Genomic DNA, 17,901 nt, shown 5'->3' with positions numbered 1-17,901 from the left:
GTCCCTGCGGATACTCGACGAGGCAATCGCGGCGGGCGCAGAGCGGGCCTGAAAGATGCGCACAACAAAAACATAAGGGGAGGTGCCAGATGATCATGATCGTGCTTCATCTCGCGGGTGGCGTCGCGCTGCTGACGTGGGGCCTGCATATGGTCGAGTCCGGCCTGATGCGCGCGTTCGGCGCCTCGCTCAAGCGCTTCATGGCGAAGAGTCTCGGCAATCGGCTGAACGCGTTCTGCGCCGGGCTCGCAATCACCGGCGCGCTGCAAAGCAGCACGGCGACCGGCATGATCGCGTCGTCGTTCGCGGCCCGCGGTTTGATGCGGCCTGTTACCGGACTCGCGATCATGCTGGGCGCCAACGTCGGCTCGACGCTGATCGTGCAGGCGTTCTCGCTCGATCTGAGCTGGATCTCGCCGGTGTGTCTGCTGGTCGGCATGACGCTCTTCGAGAAGGGCAAAGGCTCCCGCAATCGTGATCTCGGCCGCGCGTCGATCGGGCTCGGACTGATGTTGCTTGCGCTCACGCTGCTCGTCTCGACCGTGCAGCCCGCCGAGACCGCCCCTGCCCTGCGCACGGTGCTCGGCGCACTGGCAGGCGAGCCGGTGCTGAATGCGGCGCTCGCGTGTTTGCTCACGTGGGCCGCGCATTCGAGCATTCCGGTCGTACTGTTCGTGATGTCGCTCGCCAACCTGCATACGGTGCCGATGGACACGGCGCTCGCGATGGTGCTCGGCGCGAACATCGGCAGCGCGCTCAACCCTTACTTCGAGGCCGCGAAGGGCGCCGATCGCAGCCGCCGGCGCCTGCCGGCCGGCAACCTCGTGCTGCGCGGCGGCGTGTGCCTGCTGATGCTCGCCGCGTGCTCGCCGCTCGCAACGTTGCTGCAGCAGGTCTACGGCAGCCCCGCCCGTGCAATCGCCGACTTCCACACGGGCGTGAACGTGGCGATCGCGGTGGTCTTCATGGGCCTGCTCGCCCCTGTCGCGCGCCTTCTCGAACGGCTGCTGCCAGCGCCGGGCGCCGCCGAGAACGGCGACGCGCCGCGCTACCTCGACGAGGCCGCGCTGCGGGTGCCCTCCCAGGCGCTCGCATGCGCGACCCGCGAATTGATCCGGATGGGCGATATCGTCGAAGCGATGCTGTGTGCGAGCGTGCCGGTGCTGATCGCAAACGACCGGCGCGCGGTGCACGAGATCGCGGCCCGCGACGATGCGGTGGATATGCTGCACGATGCGATCAAAAGCTACGTGACCGAGGTGACGCGCGAGTCGCTCGACGACGAAGACCGGCGCTGGGCCAACGCGATCATGACTTCCGTGATCAACCTCGAACATATCGGCGATATCGTCGACAAGAATCTGATGGAGCTGGCGCAGAAAAAGATCAAGGCACAGGTGAGCTTTTCGGCCGAAGGCGCCGAGGACTTGCGCGCGCTGCACCAGTTGGTGATCGACAGTTTTCACCGGGCTCAGGCGCTGCTCGTGTCGGGAAGGACGCAGACCGCGGCGCAGCTGCTCGAAGACAAGCAGGCGCTGCGGCGTCTTGAACGCGCCGCGCGGGATGCTCATCTGGACCGGTTGCGCGAGGGCAAGCCCGACAGCATCGCGTCGAGCTCATTGCATCTCGACGTGCTGCGCGATCTCGTGCGGATTCAGTCGCACATCTGCGCGCTCGCCTATCCGCTGCTCGAGTGCGAGGCAGCTAACGATGGCGATGCGCAGGTCGCGTGAGGCGAGATACGGTGCTTGCGCTGCGGAACTTCATCGAGCGGCGACGACATTCGCTGCGTCTCGCGCATACTGCGTCGGCGGCAGTCCGACATGACGCGTGAACGCGACGCTGAATGCGCTCGCCGAGCTGTAGCCGACACGTTCCGCGACCGCCGCGATGCTGACTTCGCTCTGGCGCAGCAGGTTCTTGGCGATAGCCATGCGCCACGACAACAGATACTCCATCGGTGCGACGCCGACTGCGCGGCTGAATCGATCGAAGAAAGAGGACCGTGAAAGCGCGGCGGCCTTTGCGAGTTCCGCGATCGTCCAGGGCTGGTGCGGGCTTTCGTGCATATGACGGATCGCGAGCGCGAGGCGGGGATCGGCGAGGCCGCGGACGAGTCCGGGCGATGCGCCGGTTCCAGTGGCTCGCAAAGCTTCGATGAACAGCACCTCGAGCAGTCGCGCCAGCACGACCTCACGCGCGGGCCGCTGCGCGCGCGATTCTTCCCTCACGAGCTTCACGAGTGTCGCGAGCCTGCGTTCACCGCGCACGTGCACGAGCTTGGGCAACAGCGAGACGAGCAAGGCCGCGTCCGGCGAACCGAACGCGCAGAGGCCCGCAAGCCATTGGGCTTCTGGCGCGCCCGATGCATCGCCGAAACGAAAACTGCCGTCGGGCAGCGCCGCGGGCGCGCTACTGGACACGTCGTCATCGTCGGGCGGATCGCTGCTCGTCATCGTGAAACTGAAAACTTCGGGCACGAGCACGAAGTCATCGGCCTGAAGAATCAGCGGCTCGCAACCATTGACGGATAGCCGCAGCGATCCTTCTAGCACCACGCAGTAGAACGGCTGGCCGACTTCCGTACGGCTCGCGCGCCAGCGCCCGGCGCCGCTGAGCACCTTCGAGAACGTGGGGGTCGGCTTGAGCAGTGTGACGATTTCGGCGAGCGGGTCGATCATGATCGGACGATTTCGAATGAAACCTGGACGCTCGATTGTAGCGAGTCCTCGCGGTCAGGACTTATTGTGTCGGGACTGTCACCAACCACAGGATTCGACATGAAGACCGTCTTGATTACCGGCTGTTCGTCCGGCTTTGGCCTCGAAATTGCGCGTTATTTTCTGGATCGCGACTGGCGCGTGATCGCCACGATGCGCACGCCGCGTGAAGACGTGTTGCCGCGCTCCGATCGTCTTTCGATTCTCGCCCTCGATGTGACGGACCCGCAAAGCATTCGCGCGGTCATCGATGCGGCAGGTCGGATCGACGTGCTCGTCAACAATGCGGGTATCGGCTTTCTGAATGCGCTCGAAGGCACGCCGATGGACACCGTGCGCGATATCTTCGAGACCAATACGCTCGGCACCATCGCGATGGCGCAGGCCGTGTTGCCGCAGTTGCGCGAGCGCCGCGAAGGGGTGATCGTCAATGTGACGTCGACCGTCACGTGCAGACCGCTGCATCTGCTGTCGGTCTACACCGCGAGCAAGTCCGCGGTCAACGCGTTCAGCGAATCGCTCGCGCTCGAACTGGAGCAGTTCAATGTGCGCGTGCGGGTCGTGCTGCCGGGACGCGCGCCGTCCACCCGCTTCGGCGACAACGCGCGGGCACGCATGAAAGACGGATTTCCCGAGCCGTACAACGCGCTCGCGCAGCAGGTTTTCGCGAGGTGGGAGAAAGAAACGGCCGTCACGCATGCATCGGATGTCGCCGAAGCGGTTTGGCTCGCCGCGACCGATTCATCGAGCCCGTTCAACATCCCCGCCGGCGAGGACGCTGTCGAGTGGTACCAGGCGAGCACCAAGTAGCACGCCGGCAAACATCGTTGCGGTCTTCACCTCGCGGCATTAAGCAGACCCATCAGCTCATCCGGCGAGATGCTGTCGTTGTCGATCGCATCGACAACGACCTTGTCCCGCCTGGACTGCTGATCGCCAGTGACGGTGTGGGCACGAACCCGCACGGCGAGGATCATGACCTCCGTGCTGGGCTCAGCTTGCAAACTCATGGCCGTAACCTGCGCACCGAGTTGCTTTGCCATTGACTCGATCGACTCAGCGCATTGCGCGTTGACGACTCCAATAGCCATGCCACTGCCGGCGAGCTCGCGGCCAAGCGCCGCTGCGAGTTTGCCTGGATCGATAGTTGAATACGTCATGGTGCATTCCTTCCGATGTCGGACTCGAGTCTGCGCGCAACCCTCAAACCTGGCCGATGCCGCCGTCATTCATCAAATCGGCACCCGTCATATAGGAACTCTGTTCTGAGGCGAGAAAGAGCGCCGCGCTCGCCATCTCCTCGGCGCGGGCGAGTCGGCCGATCGGGACCATGCTCTTGTACATGCTCACCAGATCCTCGCGTGTCGCCGACTGGGAATCGAGTATCGGTGTGTCGGTGACACCAGGGCTCAGCATGTTGACGCGAATGCCGCGATCCTTGAATTCGGCGGCCCAGGTGCGAGCATAGGAACGCAACGCGGCCTTCGTCGCAGCGTAGGCGGTGTGCCCTGGGATGCCCATCACGTGCATGGCCGACGAAACCAGGATGATCGATCCGCCACCCGTCATCATCGGCAGCAACTTTTTCACCAGAAATACGGGGCCGCGCGCCATCAGGTTGAATGCCTTGTCGAAATGCTCAGGCGTGATGGTGTCGATCGAAGCCTGCTCGGTAAAGCCCGCGTTCGACACGATGATATCGACGACACCTTTTTCGTCCCTGACTGCCGCAGCGACATGATCGAGGTCATCGAGATTCGCGGCGTCGGCCTGAATAGCGGTAACGTTGCGTCCGATCAGTTTGACGGCCTCGTCGAGCTGGGCTTGCCGACGGCCGAAGATAAAGACGTGAGCGCCTTCGGCGACGAACCGCTGGGCGATCGCCAGGCCGATACCCGTCGTTCCGCCGCTAATGACAGCGATCTTGCCTGCGAGAGTATTCATTGAAACTTCCGTCTGTTGGTAAAGGAAGTCCCATCGTAATTGCGGCCCCGACGAATGATAATCGGCGGATTTATCATAAGATCCATTCACGGAGAGAATAGGCCCACGAGAGAAATGCAATGGATCGGTTTCACGAATTGAACGCTTTCTTCGCCGTTGTCGAAGCGGGCGGCTTTTCCGCCGCGGCGCGCAGAACCGGCGAGTCACAGTCCGCCATCAGCAAGTCGATCGGCGCGCTGGAAAAGCGCCTCGGCGTACTGCTATTCAACCGCAACACACGCAGCGTGACCTTGACCGATCAGGGGCAGAAATACTACGAGCGGACCAAGCCGTTGCTCGACGAGATCGAGGTGGCCGACAGCGAACTATCCAGCAGTACGCTAGATGTCTCGGGCCTTGTGCGGATCGCCTGCGCTTCTACGTTCGGCCGCCTGCACGTTCTTCCGCTGATTCCCGAACTGCTGTCGCGCCATCCCGGTCTTCGGGTCGATCTGGTGTTGTCGGATTTCGTGCGCGATATGGTGGAGGATCGAATCGATCTCGCGATTCGAGTGGGCTCCGTCAACGATCCGGATTCGGTCGTGAAGCGGATTGCCAGCACTCCGCTGGTCTGCGTCGGATCGCGTCGCTATTTCGAGCAATACGGTGTACCGAAGGAACCTACGGAACTCGCCAATCACAATTGCCTGCTCTACGGTGGTCTACTGGAGTCGGCGAACTGGCCGTTTCATGGGCCACGTGGCCGGTTCAGCGTGCCGGTGCGAGGCAACCTGTCGTCGAATAGCGTCGAGACGATCCGCTCGGCCGTGCTCGCGGGCGTGGGAATCGGCCTCTTCGCAAAGCTCTCGCTGGCCGACGAACTCAAGCATCCGGATATCGTGACCGTGCTAGACGATTTCATTCGGGACGCGCGTGATGTGAGCATCATCTGGCCGCGACGACGTTTCGTGCCTGCGCGCGTGCGCCGGGTCACTGATTTTTTCGCGGCTGCGCTGCCGCAGCGCTTGTAGGAATGCTCCGGAGCGCACCTCAGACGCAATACGTCACGCAATGTTCGCTAGCGGCGCGCGTCGCGCGCCTGCGTCGCTCGACATCGACTCGCGTACATGGCGCGCGAATTCCTGCGCCGCTGGCTGAACCGTCGCGGGCAAGCGCAGACAGATCGCGAACGGAGGCAGTGCAGGCAAGCCGCTTACGCGAGGTGTGAGCGTCTCCAGATCGGCCGGCACCGTGGAGGCGAGCCAGCTCGTGACCGCGAGGCCCGCGCGCACCGTTGCGGCGGTCGCCTCGATGTTTCCGCTCTCGAACACCGTGCGCCACGCGATGCCCTCGTCCGCGAGCGCGCCGAGCACCACCGAACGGAAAGCGCAACGCTCGTCTACCATCGACAGCGGCAACGGCCGCTTCTGCCACGCCTCACTGCCGCGCCCGTTGACCCAGACCAAAGGTTCGATGCAGACCACTTCACCTTCGGCTTCGCTCGCGACATATTCGACCAAGGACACGTCCACGCGACCGCTATTCACTGCGTCGCTCAGTTCTGGCGACGCCGCGCACATCAACGTTATTTCGACATGCGGATGGGCGTCGGCGAATGCCTTCATTGCGGGCGCGAGCCGCGTCACGAGATCGTGGGGCACGCCCACACGCAAGGCGCCGCGCAACGGCTGCGCGGTCATGTCGGCCCAGATTTCATCGTTCAACTGAAGCAGCTTGCGCGCCTTCACGAGAAACTGCTCGCCCTCGCGGGACAGTTCCAGCCGGCGCGTCTTGCGAACGAACAGAAGGCAATCCAGCACATCTTCGAGGCGCTTCACCTGCTGGCTGACGGCGCCTTGCGTCATGTGCAGCAGATTCGCAGCGACCGTCATGCTGCCGCTATCGGCGACGGCAACGAAGGTGCGGATCAGATCGAGGTCGAGGTTTCGGCTCATCTATGCATTATGTCGCGTAATGTACCGCATCAATATTATTAGCTTTCACGATGCTTTGACGATCCGTACAGTGCAAGTTCTTTGATTTCCAATCTGCACCGATGACCTCGATACTGCCGCTTCTGCTCTTCGTCGCCGTCGCCACCGCGACGCCCGGTGGCGCGACCACGCTCGCCACCGCCTCGGGCGCACGCTTCGGTTTCGTACGCTCGATACCGCTGATGCTCGGCATCGCTCTGGGCCTCGCGCTGCTCGCTGCGCTCGCCGCGCTCGGGCTGGGCGGTCTGCTTCTGGCGCTGCCGTCGCTGCAAACGGCGGTGAAGGCACTCGGCTCGGCCTATCTGCTATGGCTCGCGTGGCGCATCGCGCGCAGCGGGCCGCCAAACGCGGGCGACGGCCCCGCGCGTCCGGTTACGCTCGTCAACGGTTTCCTGCTGCTCTGGCTCAACCCGAAAGGCTGGGCGATGACGGTTGGCGCGGCGGCGTCGTTCGCGCTGCTCGCAAACAACCCGAACCGCCTCGCGATGCTGCTCGGTGCAGCATTCGGAGTGGCTGCGTGCGCTTCTCTCGCGCTGTGGTGCGCGCTCGGCGTGCTACTCGCGCGGCTCTTTCGGACCCCACACCACTGGCGCCTTCTCAATCTCGCGATGGGCGTGCTGCTCGCCGCATCCGTCATCCCGACCTGGCGATAAGCCTGAAGCGGCGTTCGTCGATATGTCGAATCATTGGTCGCCGCCCCATTGCCGGCGAAACCGACTCAAACGAACACCTTTCGCAGCCGACTGGGCTGAGAGCGGAGATACTGCTTCGGCGCCCTGACTTGAGTCCCAAAGTGAGCGGCAGCATGCCAGGGCCAGCGAGGGTCAAAGAGCACGGCCCGAGCAAGCGCGATCAGATCGGCGTCTCCGGTGCTGAGAATTGATTCGGCCTGTTCGAATTCGGTGATCATGCCGACGGCGATGACTGGGAGCGTGGTCGCCTGCTTCACGGCCCGCGCGAAAGGAACCTGATAGCCAGGCCCGAGCGGAATTTGCGCGGCTGGGTTCGAACCGCCACTTGAGACATTGATTGCGGCACAGCCTCTCGCCTCCAGCGCGTGGACAAAGGCGATCGCGTCCTGCACGGACCACCCGCCCTCCACCCAGTCGGTAGCGGATACCCGCATCGTCACAGGGCGATCATGCGAAAACGCTTCTCGCACGGCTTCGAAAACTTCGAGTGGAAAACGCATCCGGTTTTCCAATGAACCGCCGTATTCGTCGTCCCTGTGATTTGACAGAGGCGAGAGGAATTGGTGGAGTAGATAGCCGTGCCCACCAAGGATCTGAATGAAATTCAGCCCGAGCCGGGAGGCACGCTGCGCTGCGGCAGAGAACGCGTCGCGAATGGCGGCCAGGCCATCGCGGTCCAAGGCGGTGGGTGGTGTCTCACCGGCGGCAAAAGCGACCGGGGATGGGCCGTAGGTGTGCCAACCATTCGCGTGATCATAGGGAATCTGAGCGCCGCCGTCCCATAGTTTCTGCCGAGATCCTTTTCGGCCAGCATGGTTGAGCTGGATTCCAATCGGCGTGTCAGACCACCGCCGAATGCCGCGCAGCACTCGTGCCATGGAGGCTTCGCAGTCGTCAGAATAGAGCCCGACGTCACCATAGCTGGTGCGTCCGTCCGGGGTGACCGCGGTGCCCTCGATCGTGAGTGCCGCCGCACCTGAAAGCGCCAGTTGGCCGAGGTGAATCAGGTGCCAATCGTTCATCTGGCCGTCTTCGGCGGAGTACTGGGCCATCGGGGCGATCACGATCCGGTTGGCTAATTCGAGGTTGCCGACTCGTATCGGCGTGAATAGCGTTGGCTGGCTCATATCGACCCCTTGACTCAACGCCACCGCAAACCTGGCTGACTCCGCGAATTCTGATGACCTCGGCTAATGACGGCGCTATTGCCTGCGAGAGTGGACATGGAGATCTGCTGTCTGGTGATGGATGACAGCCAGATCGTAGTTGCAAGATAAGGGAGTGATAATTCGCAGATTCTTCATAAGGCCAATTCCCGACGAGAATAGCCGTGGGGTCCGGCGCGATCGGTGAATTGGCCGTTCTATGAACCGAAGCGCGTCAGTTGTAGCCGAGCACAGCGGCAGACGACACGTCCGGCCTCTCAGGTACATTCGAGGCGATCGTCGATGCCGTCGATGCAAGAAACGATCGGTACACGGAGCGCGCCCGATTTTCAGAGCCATCCTTGCCGTTGCGAGCGCGCGTGGCGCCACTGTTCGAGTCGACGCTGAAAGGCGATTGGTCGAAGCTGTTCATGGTGTTCTCTCCGTCTTGCTGTTGTTTGGAATCGGTCGATTTATTTGTCACGGCCAGACCGTTCTGGCCATTTACAACGAACTGTTGCTCAGTGCAGTTTGACGTGCGGCGCCGTGCTTCGACGGAGCCGATGCGCGAGGGTATTGACGATCATGCGTGCGTAGCCATGCAGCGCGGCAACGTGCATCCGATACAGCGACAGGTACATGAAGCGAGCAAGCAGTCCGTCCACGAGCATGCTGCCGCCGATAAGCCCTCCCATCAGACTCCCCACCGCATTCGCATGCCCGAGCGACACTAGCGAGCCGAGATCGCGATAGGCAAACTCCGGAAGCTTTTGCCCCTCGATGCGTCGCCCGAGTGCCTTGACCAGAAACGATGCCTGCTGATGAGCCGCCTGGGCGCGCGGTGGAACATTGCGCTCGAAGCCCAACCAGGGACACGCCGCGCAATCGCCGAATGCAAAGATATGGTCGTCCAGCTCGGTTTGAAGCGTGCGACGCACACTGAGTTGTCCCAGATGATTGACTGTCAGACCATCGAGCGTTGAAAGCACCGCGGGCGCCTTGATGCCCGCGGCCCACACAGTGAGATCCGCCCGTATCGTCTCTCCGTTTTTCGTGCGGATAAGTCCGGGCGTGACTTCCGCGACCCGCTCGTCGACCATCAACTTGACATTGAGTTTGCCCAGCATTCTTGCAGCCGCGGTGGACACGCGCTCTTTCAACGCGGGCAGAATCCGCGGCCCTGCTTCAATGAGCACGATGCCGACGTCGTGTGTGGGGTCGAGCCGATGCAAGCCATACGATGACAGTACCTTCGCGGTATTGCGCAATTCAGCGGACAATTCCACGCCGGTAGCGCCACCACCAACGATCGCGACCTGAACACGAGGCGCGCGTTCGCCAGGCACTCCACCCGCTTCCCGCTCACTCGCGTCTTGTGTTTGTTCGGCGCGAATGCAGGCTGCAATCAGACGCTTTCTGAAGCGTTCCGCTTGAGCGACGTTGTCAAGCGCGAGCGAGTTCTCCGCCGCGCCCGGCACGCCGAAGTAGTGCGTTGTGCTACCGATGGCCAGAATCAACGAGTCGTACTCGATTCGGCGCGGCGGTATCAGTTCGGTTCCGTCGTCGTCGAGCAGTGGCGAAAGAAGAACGTGTCTCGAGCCACGATCCAGTCCGACGAGTTCGCCCTGGATGAACTGGAAGCCGTGCCACTGTGCTTGCGCGGCATACGCCAGTTCCTGTGCGAAGGGATCGAGACTTCCCGCTGCGACCTCGTGCAACAGAGGCTTCCAGATATGCGTCGGGTTGCGGTCGATCAACGTAATGGACGCATGTTGCGCCCCGCCTCTTCGTCGACCGCCATAACGATCGCCTAGCCTCGTTGCGAGTTCGATGCCACCCGCCCCTCCTCCCACGATCACAAAACGATGCACGCAGATTCTCCCTGGTCGACGACGCGCGGTACGGAAATCCAACACAACGGTTGAGAACCACTATCGCAGATGCCCGACGGCGGGAAAATCTCATAGTTCTGATGGCTGCCTTCAGGTTTTCTGATCGACTGATCGCACCGTCTGAAAACCGCTTGAGATCGTCTGCTGGGAGATACGGATCGTTGTCAACGCGGACCTATCGGAGAACTTCGGTCAGCGCCAATGGGACGCGGTGGCCGCCGCCATAGAGTTATCCATTGCTCAAATGCGACGAGCGCATCATCGCTGGCGCGATCGGGATTGATCGCTAGCGCACAGTCAGGAGCGCGGGATTGATGCTTTCGTCAAACGTGCGGCGCTCGTGCAGGTGATTCCGTCTTTATTCTGCAATGCGCTTAAAGCTAGCGTAGTAATCGTCGGTGTAATAGCACTCGCCGAGCTGCTTGCGCGGCCCGCCACAGACGATCCGGCGCTGCCCGCGATCCGTCGCACCAGGTGTGCGTACCGTATAGGTGTGGTAGTAACCGCGCGGATGTTTCGGCAGCAAACCCGCGGTGTTACGAAACAGGACGCCGTCATCGCTAAACGGGAAGGGACCGCCTGCTTTGATCAGCCGCAGCGTTTCGGCAGCCTCGGCCGGCAGCTGCGCCTTGGTGACGGTGACCAGCGCCACCGTGCCTTGCGCGCCTGAGGCGGCGGCCGCTTCGCTCGCGCCTGGTGCAGGTTGAACCGGCGCCGAGCTCGCGGATGCGCCCGATGCCTCAGTGGCGTTTTGCGGTCCCTGCTTGCCGCATCCGCCGAAGATCACGCTCAATGCGACGATGCAGGAGAAAGCTGACGCTCTCTTCACGGAACGGTTCTCCCTTCGTTGACCAGCGCCCGACGACCAGGATAGATGTAAAGGTATCGCTAATGACGGGGCGAATCAACGTTCGGTCGGAAATTGGCACTTTTCCATGACAACCAGGCCGATGTGTTCCACCGCGCGTAACGGTGCCGTTAGTAAGGCTTCGTCTGCGGGACGCCATGGGGAGGGCAGACGGCTACGCTGGCGCGAACATTCGTCGCATGTGGCGAAAAGGTCCTGCGTGTATAAGGTGAATCACCACCTAGTCGCCGTTTGGAGCAGTCATGAAGCGGACCATCAGGATCGCATCAGGTCAAGTCGACACACCGCCCCGCATCGCTCTGTGGGCGCTCGGATTCAGGCCTTTCTATCTGGCCGGCGCTCTGTTCGGCTGTCTTGCGATGCTGCTCTGGCTCGGCGCGCTGGCAGGCTGGCCGTTGCTGGACTCCACGTCCTACATGTCGGGAACGCTGTGGCACGTTCACGAAATGATCTTTGGATTTGGCGCCGCAATCGTCACCGGATTTCTGCTGACAGCGGTTCGCGCGTGGACCAGCACGAATCCCGCGCATGGCGCGAACCTCGCGGCGCTGCTGCTTCTTTGGCTTGCAGGCCGGATCATGATGTGGAGCGCTTCGGGTCCGGTTGGCGTCGTCGTGGACGTGGCGTTTCTGCCGGTGGTTGCGCTCGTTCTGTTGCGCGTGCTGCTGAGTGCGAAGAATCGGCACAACGTCTTTCTGCCGGTCGCGCTCGGACTGCTCGCGCTTCTCAACGTCCTCTTCCATGTGTGGGCGAGCCATGGTCACGGCGACTGGGCGCTGCGCAGTGCGTGGCTCACGGTCGGCATGCTCGTTCTGTTCGTGACGGTGATCGGCGGGCGCATCATTCCGTCGTTTACTGCCAATGCCGTTCCGGGCTTTAGCGCGAAACGCTGGCGATTCGTCGAAGCGACCGTCATTCCGGCGACGCTGCTCGCGTTTCTGCTGGACTCGCTGGGTGCGCCATCGACGGCAATCGTTGCTGCGTCCGCCGCAGCGGCGGCGCTCCACGGGCTCCGGCTCAGCGGATGGCGTTCGTGGCGCGTAGGCTATCGCCCTATCCTCCTGATCCTCCATATCGCCTACGCGGGAATCCCATTGGGCTTCGTGATGCTGGCACTCGGCGCGCTCGGCGTCGCTCCGCATTCGCTCGCGATTCATACCTTCACGGTGGGAGTCATTGGAACGGCGATCATCGCGATGATCACGCGCACCGCGCGCGGACACACCGGACGCGAACTCGTGGCCGGTAAGGTCGAGATCGCCTGCTACGGTCTATTCGTTCTGGCAACTTTGGTTCGGGTACTCGGCCCCTGGCTCGCGCCGCAGTTCACGATGGCCTGGATATACGCATCCGGTCTGTGCTGGGTGGCCGCGCTGGTTCTCTATTGCGTCCGCTACGCCGCGTGGCTTGTCCTCGCCCGTGCCGATGGCAAGCCGGGTTGAAGACCGGGTCCTCCTCGAAGCGGCTAGCAAGTGAGATCCGTCGTTGCCGCTTCGAACGCCTTCACTTCGCCCCGACGCCGACAGTCATGATATGCGTCATGTCCAGACAGCAAGTCGCGATTCATCCGGCATAGCTGAGTGCGTCAGGCGTTACTGATTATTCGTCGTGCGCTCGCGCTCGCGCTCGCGGCGTTGCCATCGAACCCGTCGAAACAGAGTCTCCTTCTCACGCGGCAAGCATCGACGCCGACGGTCTCGATTACCGAGTGCGGGGCCGCGTCGTCGATATGAACCATCCGGTTTCGTGGTCGAACGCCCGTGCGCACGAACGATCGTTCGCACTAGCTGGAAGGACACTGGGGGCAATAGTCAGTAGGCCAACAATGTACAAAAACTACATTTCCTTCATTGCAAATATGTAGTTTTTCTACTACTATCGCCTCGTCGGTCGTATCTACGGCCGTTGCGATAGCTAGCCGACACGGTGCGCCTATCGCAATCGAAGGACAGCGAATGGCTTGTCTGCATCCTTGATTGTTACCGGTAACATAATGACACGGTGAGCCACGCGAGGCGCGTCTTCCTGTTGAATCAGGTCTACGTCGAACCTGCTTTCGCAGTTTCATCTGATTAATTAGTCATGCAAATAACATTTATCAGAAGCGGAGTTCTCGTCCCGCCTGATCAGCAGACGAATGGTGCCCAACCGGCAAGGCAGACCGTGCTATTTGTCCGCAACAGAGACACAGAACCGACTCATTTCCGCCGGACGACCCGACGCGATCCAGGTCGCGGCAATACGTTGTGCCAAAGCAATGGCGGGTTGTGCGAGACGGCCATTGGGTTATTCACGTTCCTCGCAGATATGACGATCACGGATGGAAAGAATGACGAAACGAATTGCTGTAGTGACTGGCGGTATGGGTGGTCTAGGAGAAGCGATCAGTACGAGACTGCACGATGCAGGTTATGCGGTGGTAGTCACGTACTCGCCGAACAACACCGGCGCGGCGGCATGGCTCGCGAACATGGAAGCTCAAGGCAGGAACTTTCGCGCGTATCCGGTCGATGTGGCCGACTACGATTCATGCCAGCACTGCGCAGCCAAAATTCAGTATGAAGTCGGCCCGGTCGACATTCTGGTGAATAACGCCGGAATCACCGAGGACATGACGCTCCGGAAGATGAACAAGGTCAACTGGGACGCAGTCATCCGCACCAACCTGGATTCGGTGTTCAACATGACGAAGCCACTTTGCGAGGAGATGGTCGCGCGGGGTTGGGGACGCATCGTCAACGTTTCGTCCGTCAATGGCTCGAAAGGGTCGATCGGCCAAACCAACTACGCGGCAGCCAAGGCCGGCATGCACGGCTTCACGAAATCGCTGGCGCTGGAAGTAGCGCGTAAGGGCGTTACCGTCAACACGGTCTCGCCGGGTTACCTGGCCACGAAGATGGTCACGGCGATACCTCAGGAGATCCTCGATACGAAGATCCTCCCGCACGTTCCCATGGGGCGTCTGGGCAAGCCCGAGGAAGTGGCGGCGCTCGTGCTTTACCTCTGCTCGGACGACGCCGGCTTTGTGACCGGCGCCAATGTTGCGATCAACGGCGGCCAGCACATGCAGTAACAGTCGCGCGCCCCCGCGCCAGCCGGTTCATGCAGAGACACCGCACGAGCCGGCCCGAACCGCATACGCAACACACCTATGCCTCGCTGAGAGGAACGCGTCATGAGTGAAACCTCGATAGGCCTGGTTATTGGAGGCACGGCGCTCGGTGTCGCAATGTTCATGGTCGCTAGCCACTATCGCCGCGAGCGAATGCGGGCACGAATGCTGCGGGAACTGAATCGTCACGATCCGTGGCATCAAACGCGCGCGCGAAAGTGATTGCACCGCCGAACATCGATATCCACAAGCGCAAACGATTGCTGAAAGAAGCAGGCTCAACTGACGCCTGACGCACAGACCGGATTCAGTCGGTCACCACATTGAGAGAAGTGGATGAAAACTACAAGCAGAAAACTTTCTGGAGACAGAGCGAGCCCCTATTCGCCGCAGACTGCCGAGGATGCGATTTCCCATCTCGAACGGGTCCTGTCGGCGGGTGCCGCGCAATCTCTGTTCACCGACGTCTACTGGCGCGCGCGGGTTCAGCAACTGAGCGCTACACGAGGGCTGACTCCATTGCAGCGAGCAAGGCTCGTGAGACTACTCAAGTCGCTTCCATTGCCGGGACGGGGCGAAGATCGATCGTAGACCTGTACCGTCATGCGCGCGAGAATCATGATTCAACGATAGGTTTTCACGTTTGCAGCGGAGTACGAAATGGACGATCCCTACGACCTTCAACGCTTCCTCGATGCACAGGACCCGGTCTACGCCCAGGTATGCGACGAACTGAAGCATGGACGTAAGCGAAGCCACTGGATGTGGTTTGTGTTTCCTCAAATCGAGGGGCTCGGCATGAGCGCAATGGCTCAGCGATTCGCACTTTCGTCGCTGGCCGAAGCGCAAGAATACCTGCGCCACCCGATACTCGGCCCACGTCTGCGCGAAGCGACACAACTGGTCAACCTCGTCAAAGACCGCTCCATCGAGGAGATTTTCGGGTATCCGGATCACCTCAAGTTTCGCTCGTCGGTGACGCTGTTCTCGCGCGCCTCGAACGACAACGATGTATTTGTCGAAGCTTTGCGCAAATATTTCGGCGGCGAAGCCGATCCGCGAACCCTCGAGCTGCTCTAGGCCATTTTTAGTAACGGGCCCGCGCACGTGGGCCGCGACGGACTGTGCATTCCGGTCTCGGTGCAGTGTGGCGTCACTGCCGGCCGGCATCGGCTGCACGGGACCGGTAAAGCAGCAGATGATCATTCGCGGATTCCGACAGCCAGACCTCGCCTGGACGGCCCATCATCTGGCGCACGTTCGCGTGGTCACGCGGCAGTGGCAAGACGTCGAACCGCTCGGTACGCGGATCGAAGCGCACCAGCGCATTAGCGCTCCACTCACTGAGCCAGACGATGTCCTGGTCGTCGACGAATATTGCGTACGCGTGCGGACCGTTGCCGGGCAGTCGCCATTCTCGCCATTGATGCGTCGCGGGATCGAATACACCGACTTTTCCGGCGTTCCACTCGCTGACCCAGACGCGCCCGCTGGAATCGGCCCAGACGCGGCGCGCGCCCTGATTCGCGGTTGGCGGCTCGATGACCTGTGCCGCGCCCGTCGTCCGGTCGATCCGACCGAGGTAACTTCCCGCCAGCGAAGCGAAATACAGATCCCCAGTGCGCGTCACGCAGATACCGTAGGGCCCGGCGCCGCGTGGAGCATCGAAGACGCGCATGCGAGCGCTTTGCGGATCGAGCTCGCCGTATATACCACTTTGCCCGGTAAACCACAGATGCCCCTGCTTGTCGAACACGGCGGTATTCAGATTGGCGTCTGACCGGTCCTTGGGGAGCGGAAAACGCGTGACGGCGAGCGTCTTCGGATCGATGCGCACGATTGCGTTCTGCCCGCCGTCAGTGACCCACGCTGCACCATCGGGGCCGACGACCACGCCATGTGGCGCCGATCCGGTGCCGAGCGCGATCGTGTCGATTTTGCCGCTGCGCGGGTCCAGGCGCCCGGCCGCTCCCCGTGCCTGCGCGGTGTACCACACGGTGCCGTCATGCGCCGGTGCGACGTCATGCGGTGCGCTGCCGGCCGGCAAGGCGAAACTTTCGAACGATGACGGCCGCTGTGCTTGCGCATACGCGAGGCCAAGGTTGCCCGTACTCATCGCGCAAGCAATGGCGTAGATCGCCAAGGCAATCACAAACCGGGCGGTCGATCGCAGGGCAAACTTCGTTGCACGAAGTCGTTCGAGCGCCGCATGCCGCAGAAGGAATGCGAACATCCACCAAAGGAGCCCCGCGAGTAACAGCAGAAGAATCAGCATCGGCGGTCTCCGTCGCTGTCTGTGTCAGCTAACGTATCACGAATGCCACTTGCCGAGCTCAACCCCACGCTTCAGTGCTTGGCAGCGCTCTACGCGTCTGCTTTCAGCCGATCTCGATCACCGCCTTCCTTGCCTGCCGACGCTCCTCCAGCGCCACATGCGCTTCGTCGACGTTGTCTAGCGTATAGCGACCATTGATCTCGACATTGAGCGCACCTTGCCGGATGGCAGCGAACACATCGTCCGCGCGACGCTGCACCGTGGCCGCATCGGCGAGATGATCGGCGAGCCGCGGACGCGTGAGAAACAGCGAACCCGCCTCGCCCAGTTCGTAGGGATCGAGGTCGCGCATCGGCCCCGTGACCAAACCATAGTTGATGAAGGCCGCGCACGCGGACGGCGCGAAAGCTATCGCGCAAGGTGGTCTTGCCGACCGCATCGAATACCACATCGACGCCCCTTCCAAGGGTCAACTCGCGAATCCGATCAGCGAAGGCTCCGTTTTCATAGAGCATCACGTGATCCGCGCCGCGCGCTCGCGCGATAGCAGCCTTTTGCGGCGTACTCGTCGTCGCGAACATTTCCGCGCCTGACGCCTCGCAAGCTGCACGAGCAACTGTCCGATGCCTCCCGACGCCGCATGCACGAGACAGGTCATGCCCGCTTCGAGCTTGGCCACGTCTTCGATCAGATAGTGCGCCGTCGAACCCTGAAAGATCGATGCAGCCGCAATGTCGTAGCGGATATCGGCGGGCAGGCGCGCGAGCCGGGCGGCGGGCACGATCGCAAAGTCGGCGTATGCGCCCCACGATATGCACCATGCCACGCGATCGCCCGCGCAAAGCGACGTCACACCTGCTCCCGTCCAGATTCATGAATATGGCGGTCCCGAGGTGCTGCGCCGCGTCGAGCTCGACATACCGAAGCCGGGTTCCGGCGAGGTGCTGGTGCGGGTCGCCGCGGCGGGGGGCAACTTCATGGACATCCACACGCGGCACGGCCAGTATCGCGATTCACGCTCTCGCGTAAACCCGTCTCCATTGGTTTCGTTGAATGATCGTCTGCACAACTGCGTAAATCAACACGCGGAGGTCCGCCGGAAGGGCAATCAGCGGTGACACCGCCAGGTCAGGCACCAAATCCGGCTCTGCCAATAGAGGGTTTACCCTGGCAAATTCCGCTGAAAGCTATTTGAAATGAAGGTGGCCTTCGTTAGAATGAGTCCTGTGCTGAGACAAATCCGAAAGAGTCCATCAGCGCCTCGCTGTACCGGAGGCAAC

General features: G+C 61.8%; 17 protein-coding genes and 1 pseudogene. 8 read left to right on the top strand and 10 right to left on the bottom strand.

From position 1 onward, the window contains the following. Positions 1-89: 89 nt before the first annotated feature. Positions 90-1,733, top strand: a complete 1,644-nt coding sequence (locus tag VSR82_RS17055; protein WP_498857943.1) for a Na/Pi cotransporter family protein — start codon at positions 90-92, stop codon at positions 1,731-1,733. A 30-nt stretch (positions 1,734-1,763) separates the two neighbouring features. Here the strand turns inward: VSR82_RS17055 and VSR82_RS17050 are convergent, their stop codons facing one another. Beyond that, the gene (locus tag VSR82_RS17050) at positions 1,764-2,681 is read right to left on the bottom strand and encodes an AraC family transcriptional regulator (RefSeq protein WP_429462613.1); all 918 of its coding nucleotides are present in this window, start codon (positions 2,679-2,681) and stop codon (positions 1,764-1,766) included. A gap of 99 nt (positions 2,682-2,780) precedes the next feature. On the opposite strand from VSR82_RS17050, the gene VSR82_RS17045 reads away from it, so the two are divergent. Beyond that, positions 2,781-3,530 (top strand): SDR family oxidoreductase, encoded by a 750-nt coding sequence (locus tag VSR82_RS17045; RefSeq protein ID WP_429462615.1) that lies wholly within the window; start codon positions 2,781-2,783, stop codon positions 3,528-3,530. 26 nt (positions 3,531-3,556) lie between these two features. Here VSR82_RS17045 and VSR82_RS17040 read toward each other — a convergent pair whose 3' ends face one another. Continuing rightward, a complete protein-coding gene (locus VSR82_RS17040; RefSeq protein WP_429462617.1) occupies positions 3,557-3,880 on the bottom strand; it encodes an NAD(P)-binding domain-containing protein in 324 nt (107 codons plus the stop codon). A gap of 43 nt (positions 3,881-3,923) precedes the next feature. Further along, a complete protein-coding gene (locus tag VSR82_RS17035) occupies positions 3,924-4,664 on the bottom strand; it encodes an SDR family NAD(P)-dependent oxidoreductase (RefSeq protein WP_429463624.1) in 741 nt (246 codons plus the stop codon). 119 nt (positions 4,665-4,783) lie between these two features. Between VSR82_RS17035 and VSR82_RS17030 the strand changes: the two genes are divergently transcribed. Beyond that, entirely contained in the window at positions 4,784-5,674 is an 891-nt protein-coding gene (locus VSR82_RS17030) for a LysR family transcriptional regulator (RefSeq protein WP_368583914.1), read from the top strand. A gap of 33 nt (positions 5,675-5,707) precedes the next feature. Here the strand turns inward: VSR82_RS17030 and VSR82_RS17025 are convergent, their stop codons facing one another. Beyond that, the gene (locus tag VSR82_RS17025; RefSeq protein WP_429462620.1) at positions 5,708-6,598 is read right to left on the bottom strand and encodes a LysR substrate-binding domain-containing protein; all 891 of its coding nucleotides are present in this window, start codon (positions 6,596-6,598) and stop codon (positions 5,708-5,710) included. A 101-nt stretch (positions 6,599-6,699) separates the two neighbouring features. Here VSR82_RS17025 and VSR82_RS17020 point away from each other — a divergent pair, with 101 nt between their 5' ends. Then, entirely contained in the window at positions 6,700-7,290 is a 591-nt protein-coding gene (locus tag VSR82_RS17020; protein WP_429462622.1) for a LysE family translocator, read from the top strand. Positions 7,291-7,355: 65 nt separating this feature from the next. Here VSR82_RS17020 and VSR82_RS17015 read toward each other — a convergent pair whose 3' ends face one another. The 4 genes from VSR82_RS17015 to VSR82_RS17000 all read right to left on the bottom strand — a co-directional run bounded on the left by VSR82_RS17015 (position 7,356) and on the right by VSR82_RS17000 (position 11,195). Continuing rightward, positions 7,356-8,456, bottom strand: a complete 1,101-nt coding sequence (locus VSR82_RS17015; protein WP_498857942.1) for an NADH:flavin oxidoreductase/NADH oxidase — start codon at positions 8,454-8,456, stop codon at positions 7,356-7,358. Positions 8,457-8,709: 253 nt separating this feature from the next. Beyond that, positions 8,710-8,907 (bottom strand): hypothetical protein, encoded by a 198-nt coding sequence (locus VSR82_RS17010; protein WP_368583919.1) that lies wholly within the window; start codon positions 8,905-8,907, stop codon positions 8,710-8,712. Positions 8,908-8,995: 88 nt separating this feature from the next. Further along, positions 8,996-10,345, bottom strand: a complete 1,350-nt coding sequence (locus tag VSR82_RS17005; protein WP_429462626.1) for an NAD(P)/FAD-dependent oxidoreductase — start codon at positions 10,343-10,345, stop codon at positions 8,996-8,998. A 379-nt stretch (positions 10,346-10,724) separates the two neighbouring features. After that, the gene (locus tag VSR82_RS17000) at positions 10,725-11,195 is read right to left on the bottom strand and encodes a ribonuclease (protein WP_410850072.1); all 471 of its coding nucleotides are present in this window, start codon (positions 11,193-11,195) and stop codon (positions 10,725-10,727) included. Between the two features lie 281 nt (positions 11,196-11,476). Between VSR82_RS17000 and VSR82_RS16995 the strand changes: the two genes are divergently transcribed. The 3 genes from VSR82_RS16995 (at position 11,477) to VSR82_RS16985 (ending at position 15,426) form a co-directional block, all read left to right on the top strand. Next, on the top strand, positions 11,477-12,676 hold the full coding sequence (locus VSR82_RS16995) for an NnrS family protein (RefSeq protein ID WP_429462628.1): 1,200 nt from the start codon (positions 11,477-11,479) through the stop codon (positions 12,674-12,676). Positions 12,677-13,563: 887 nt separating this feature from the next. Further along, a complete protein-coding gene (gene phbB, locus VSR82_RS16990) occupies positions 13,564-14,307 on the top strand; it encodes an acetoacetyl-CoA reductase (protein WP_368583923.1) in 744 nt (247 codons plus the stop codon). Between the two features lie 699 nt (positions 14,308-15,006). Continuing rightward, positions 15,007-15,426 carry a DUF1810 domain-containing protein gene (locus VSR82_RS16985; protein ID WP_429462631.1) on the top strand — a complete coding sequence of 140 codons (420 nt, stop codon included), beginning with the start codon at positions 15,007-15,009 and terminating at the stop codon, positions 15,424-15,426. Between the two features lie 73 nt (positions 15,427-15,499). On the opposite strand, the gene VSR82_RS16980 is transcribed toward VSR82_RS16985, so the two are convergent. Both VSR82_RS16980 and VSR82_RS16975 read right to left on the bottom strand, forming a co-directional pair. Continuing rightward, a complete protein-coding gene (locus VSR82_RS16980) occupies positions 15,500-16,621 on the bottom strand; it encodes a Vgb family protein (protein WP_429462633.1) in 1,122 nt (373 codons plus the stop codon). 103 nt (positions 16,622-16,724) lie between these two features. Further along, positions 16,725-17,492 (bottom strand): annotated as a pseudogene (locus VSR82_RS16975) (zinc-binding dehydrogenase). Here VSR82_RS16975 and VSR82_RS16970 point away from each other — a divergent pair. Further along, on the top strand, positions 17,434-17,739 hold the full coding sequence (locus VSR82_RS16970; RefSeq protein ID WP_429462635.1) for a hypothetical protein: 306 nt from the start codon (positions 17,434-17,436) through the stop codon (positions 17,737-17,739). The pseudogene VSR82_RS16975 and the gene VSR82_RS16970 overlap by 59 nt on opposite strands. Positions 17,740-17,901: the final 162 nt, after the last annotated feature.

The sequence above is a fragment of the Burkholderia sp. JPY481 genome (genome assembly GCF_038900515.1).
Taxonomy (GTDB): Bacteria; Pseudomonadota; Gammaproteobacteria; order Burkholderiales; family Burkholderiaceae; genus Paraburkholderia; species Paraburkholderia youngii.
The sequence above is the reverse complement of the archived record's forward strand: the minus strand, read 5'-3'. Positions and strand labels throughout refer to the sequence as shown.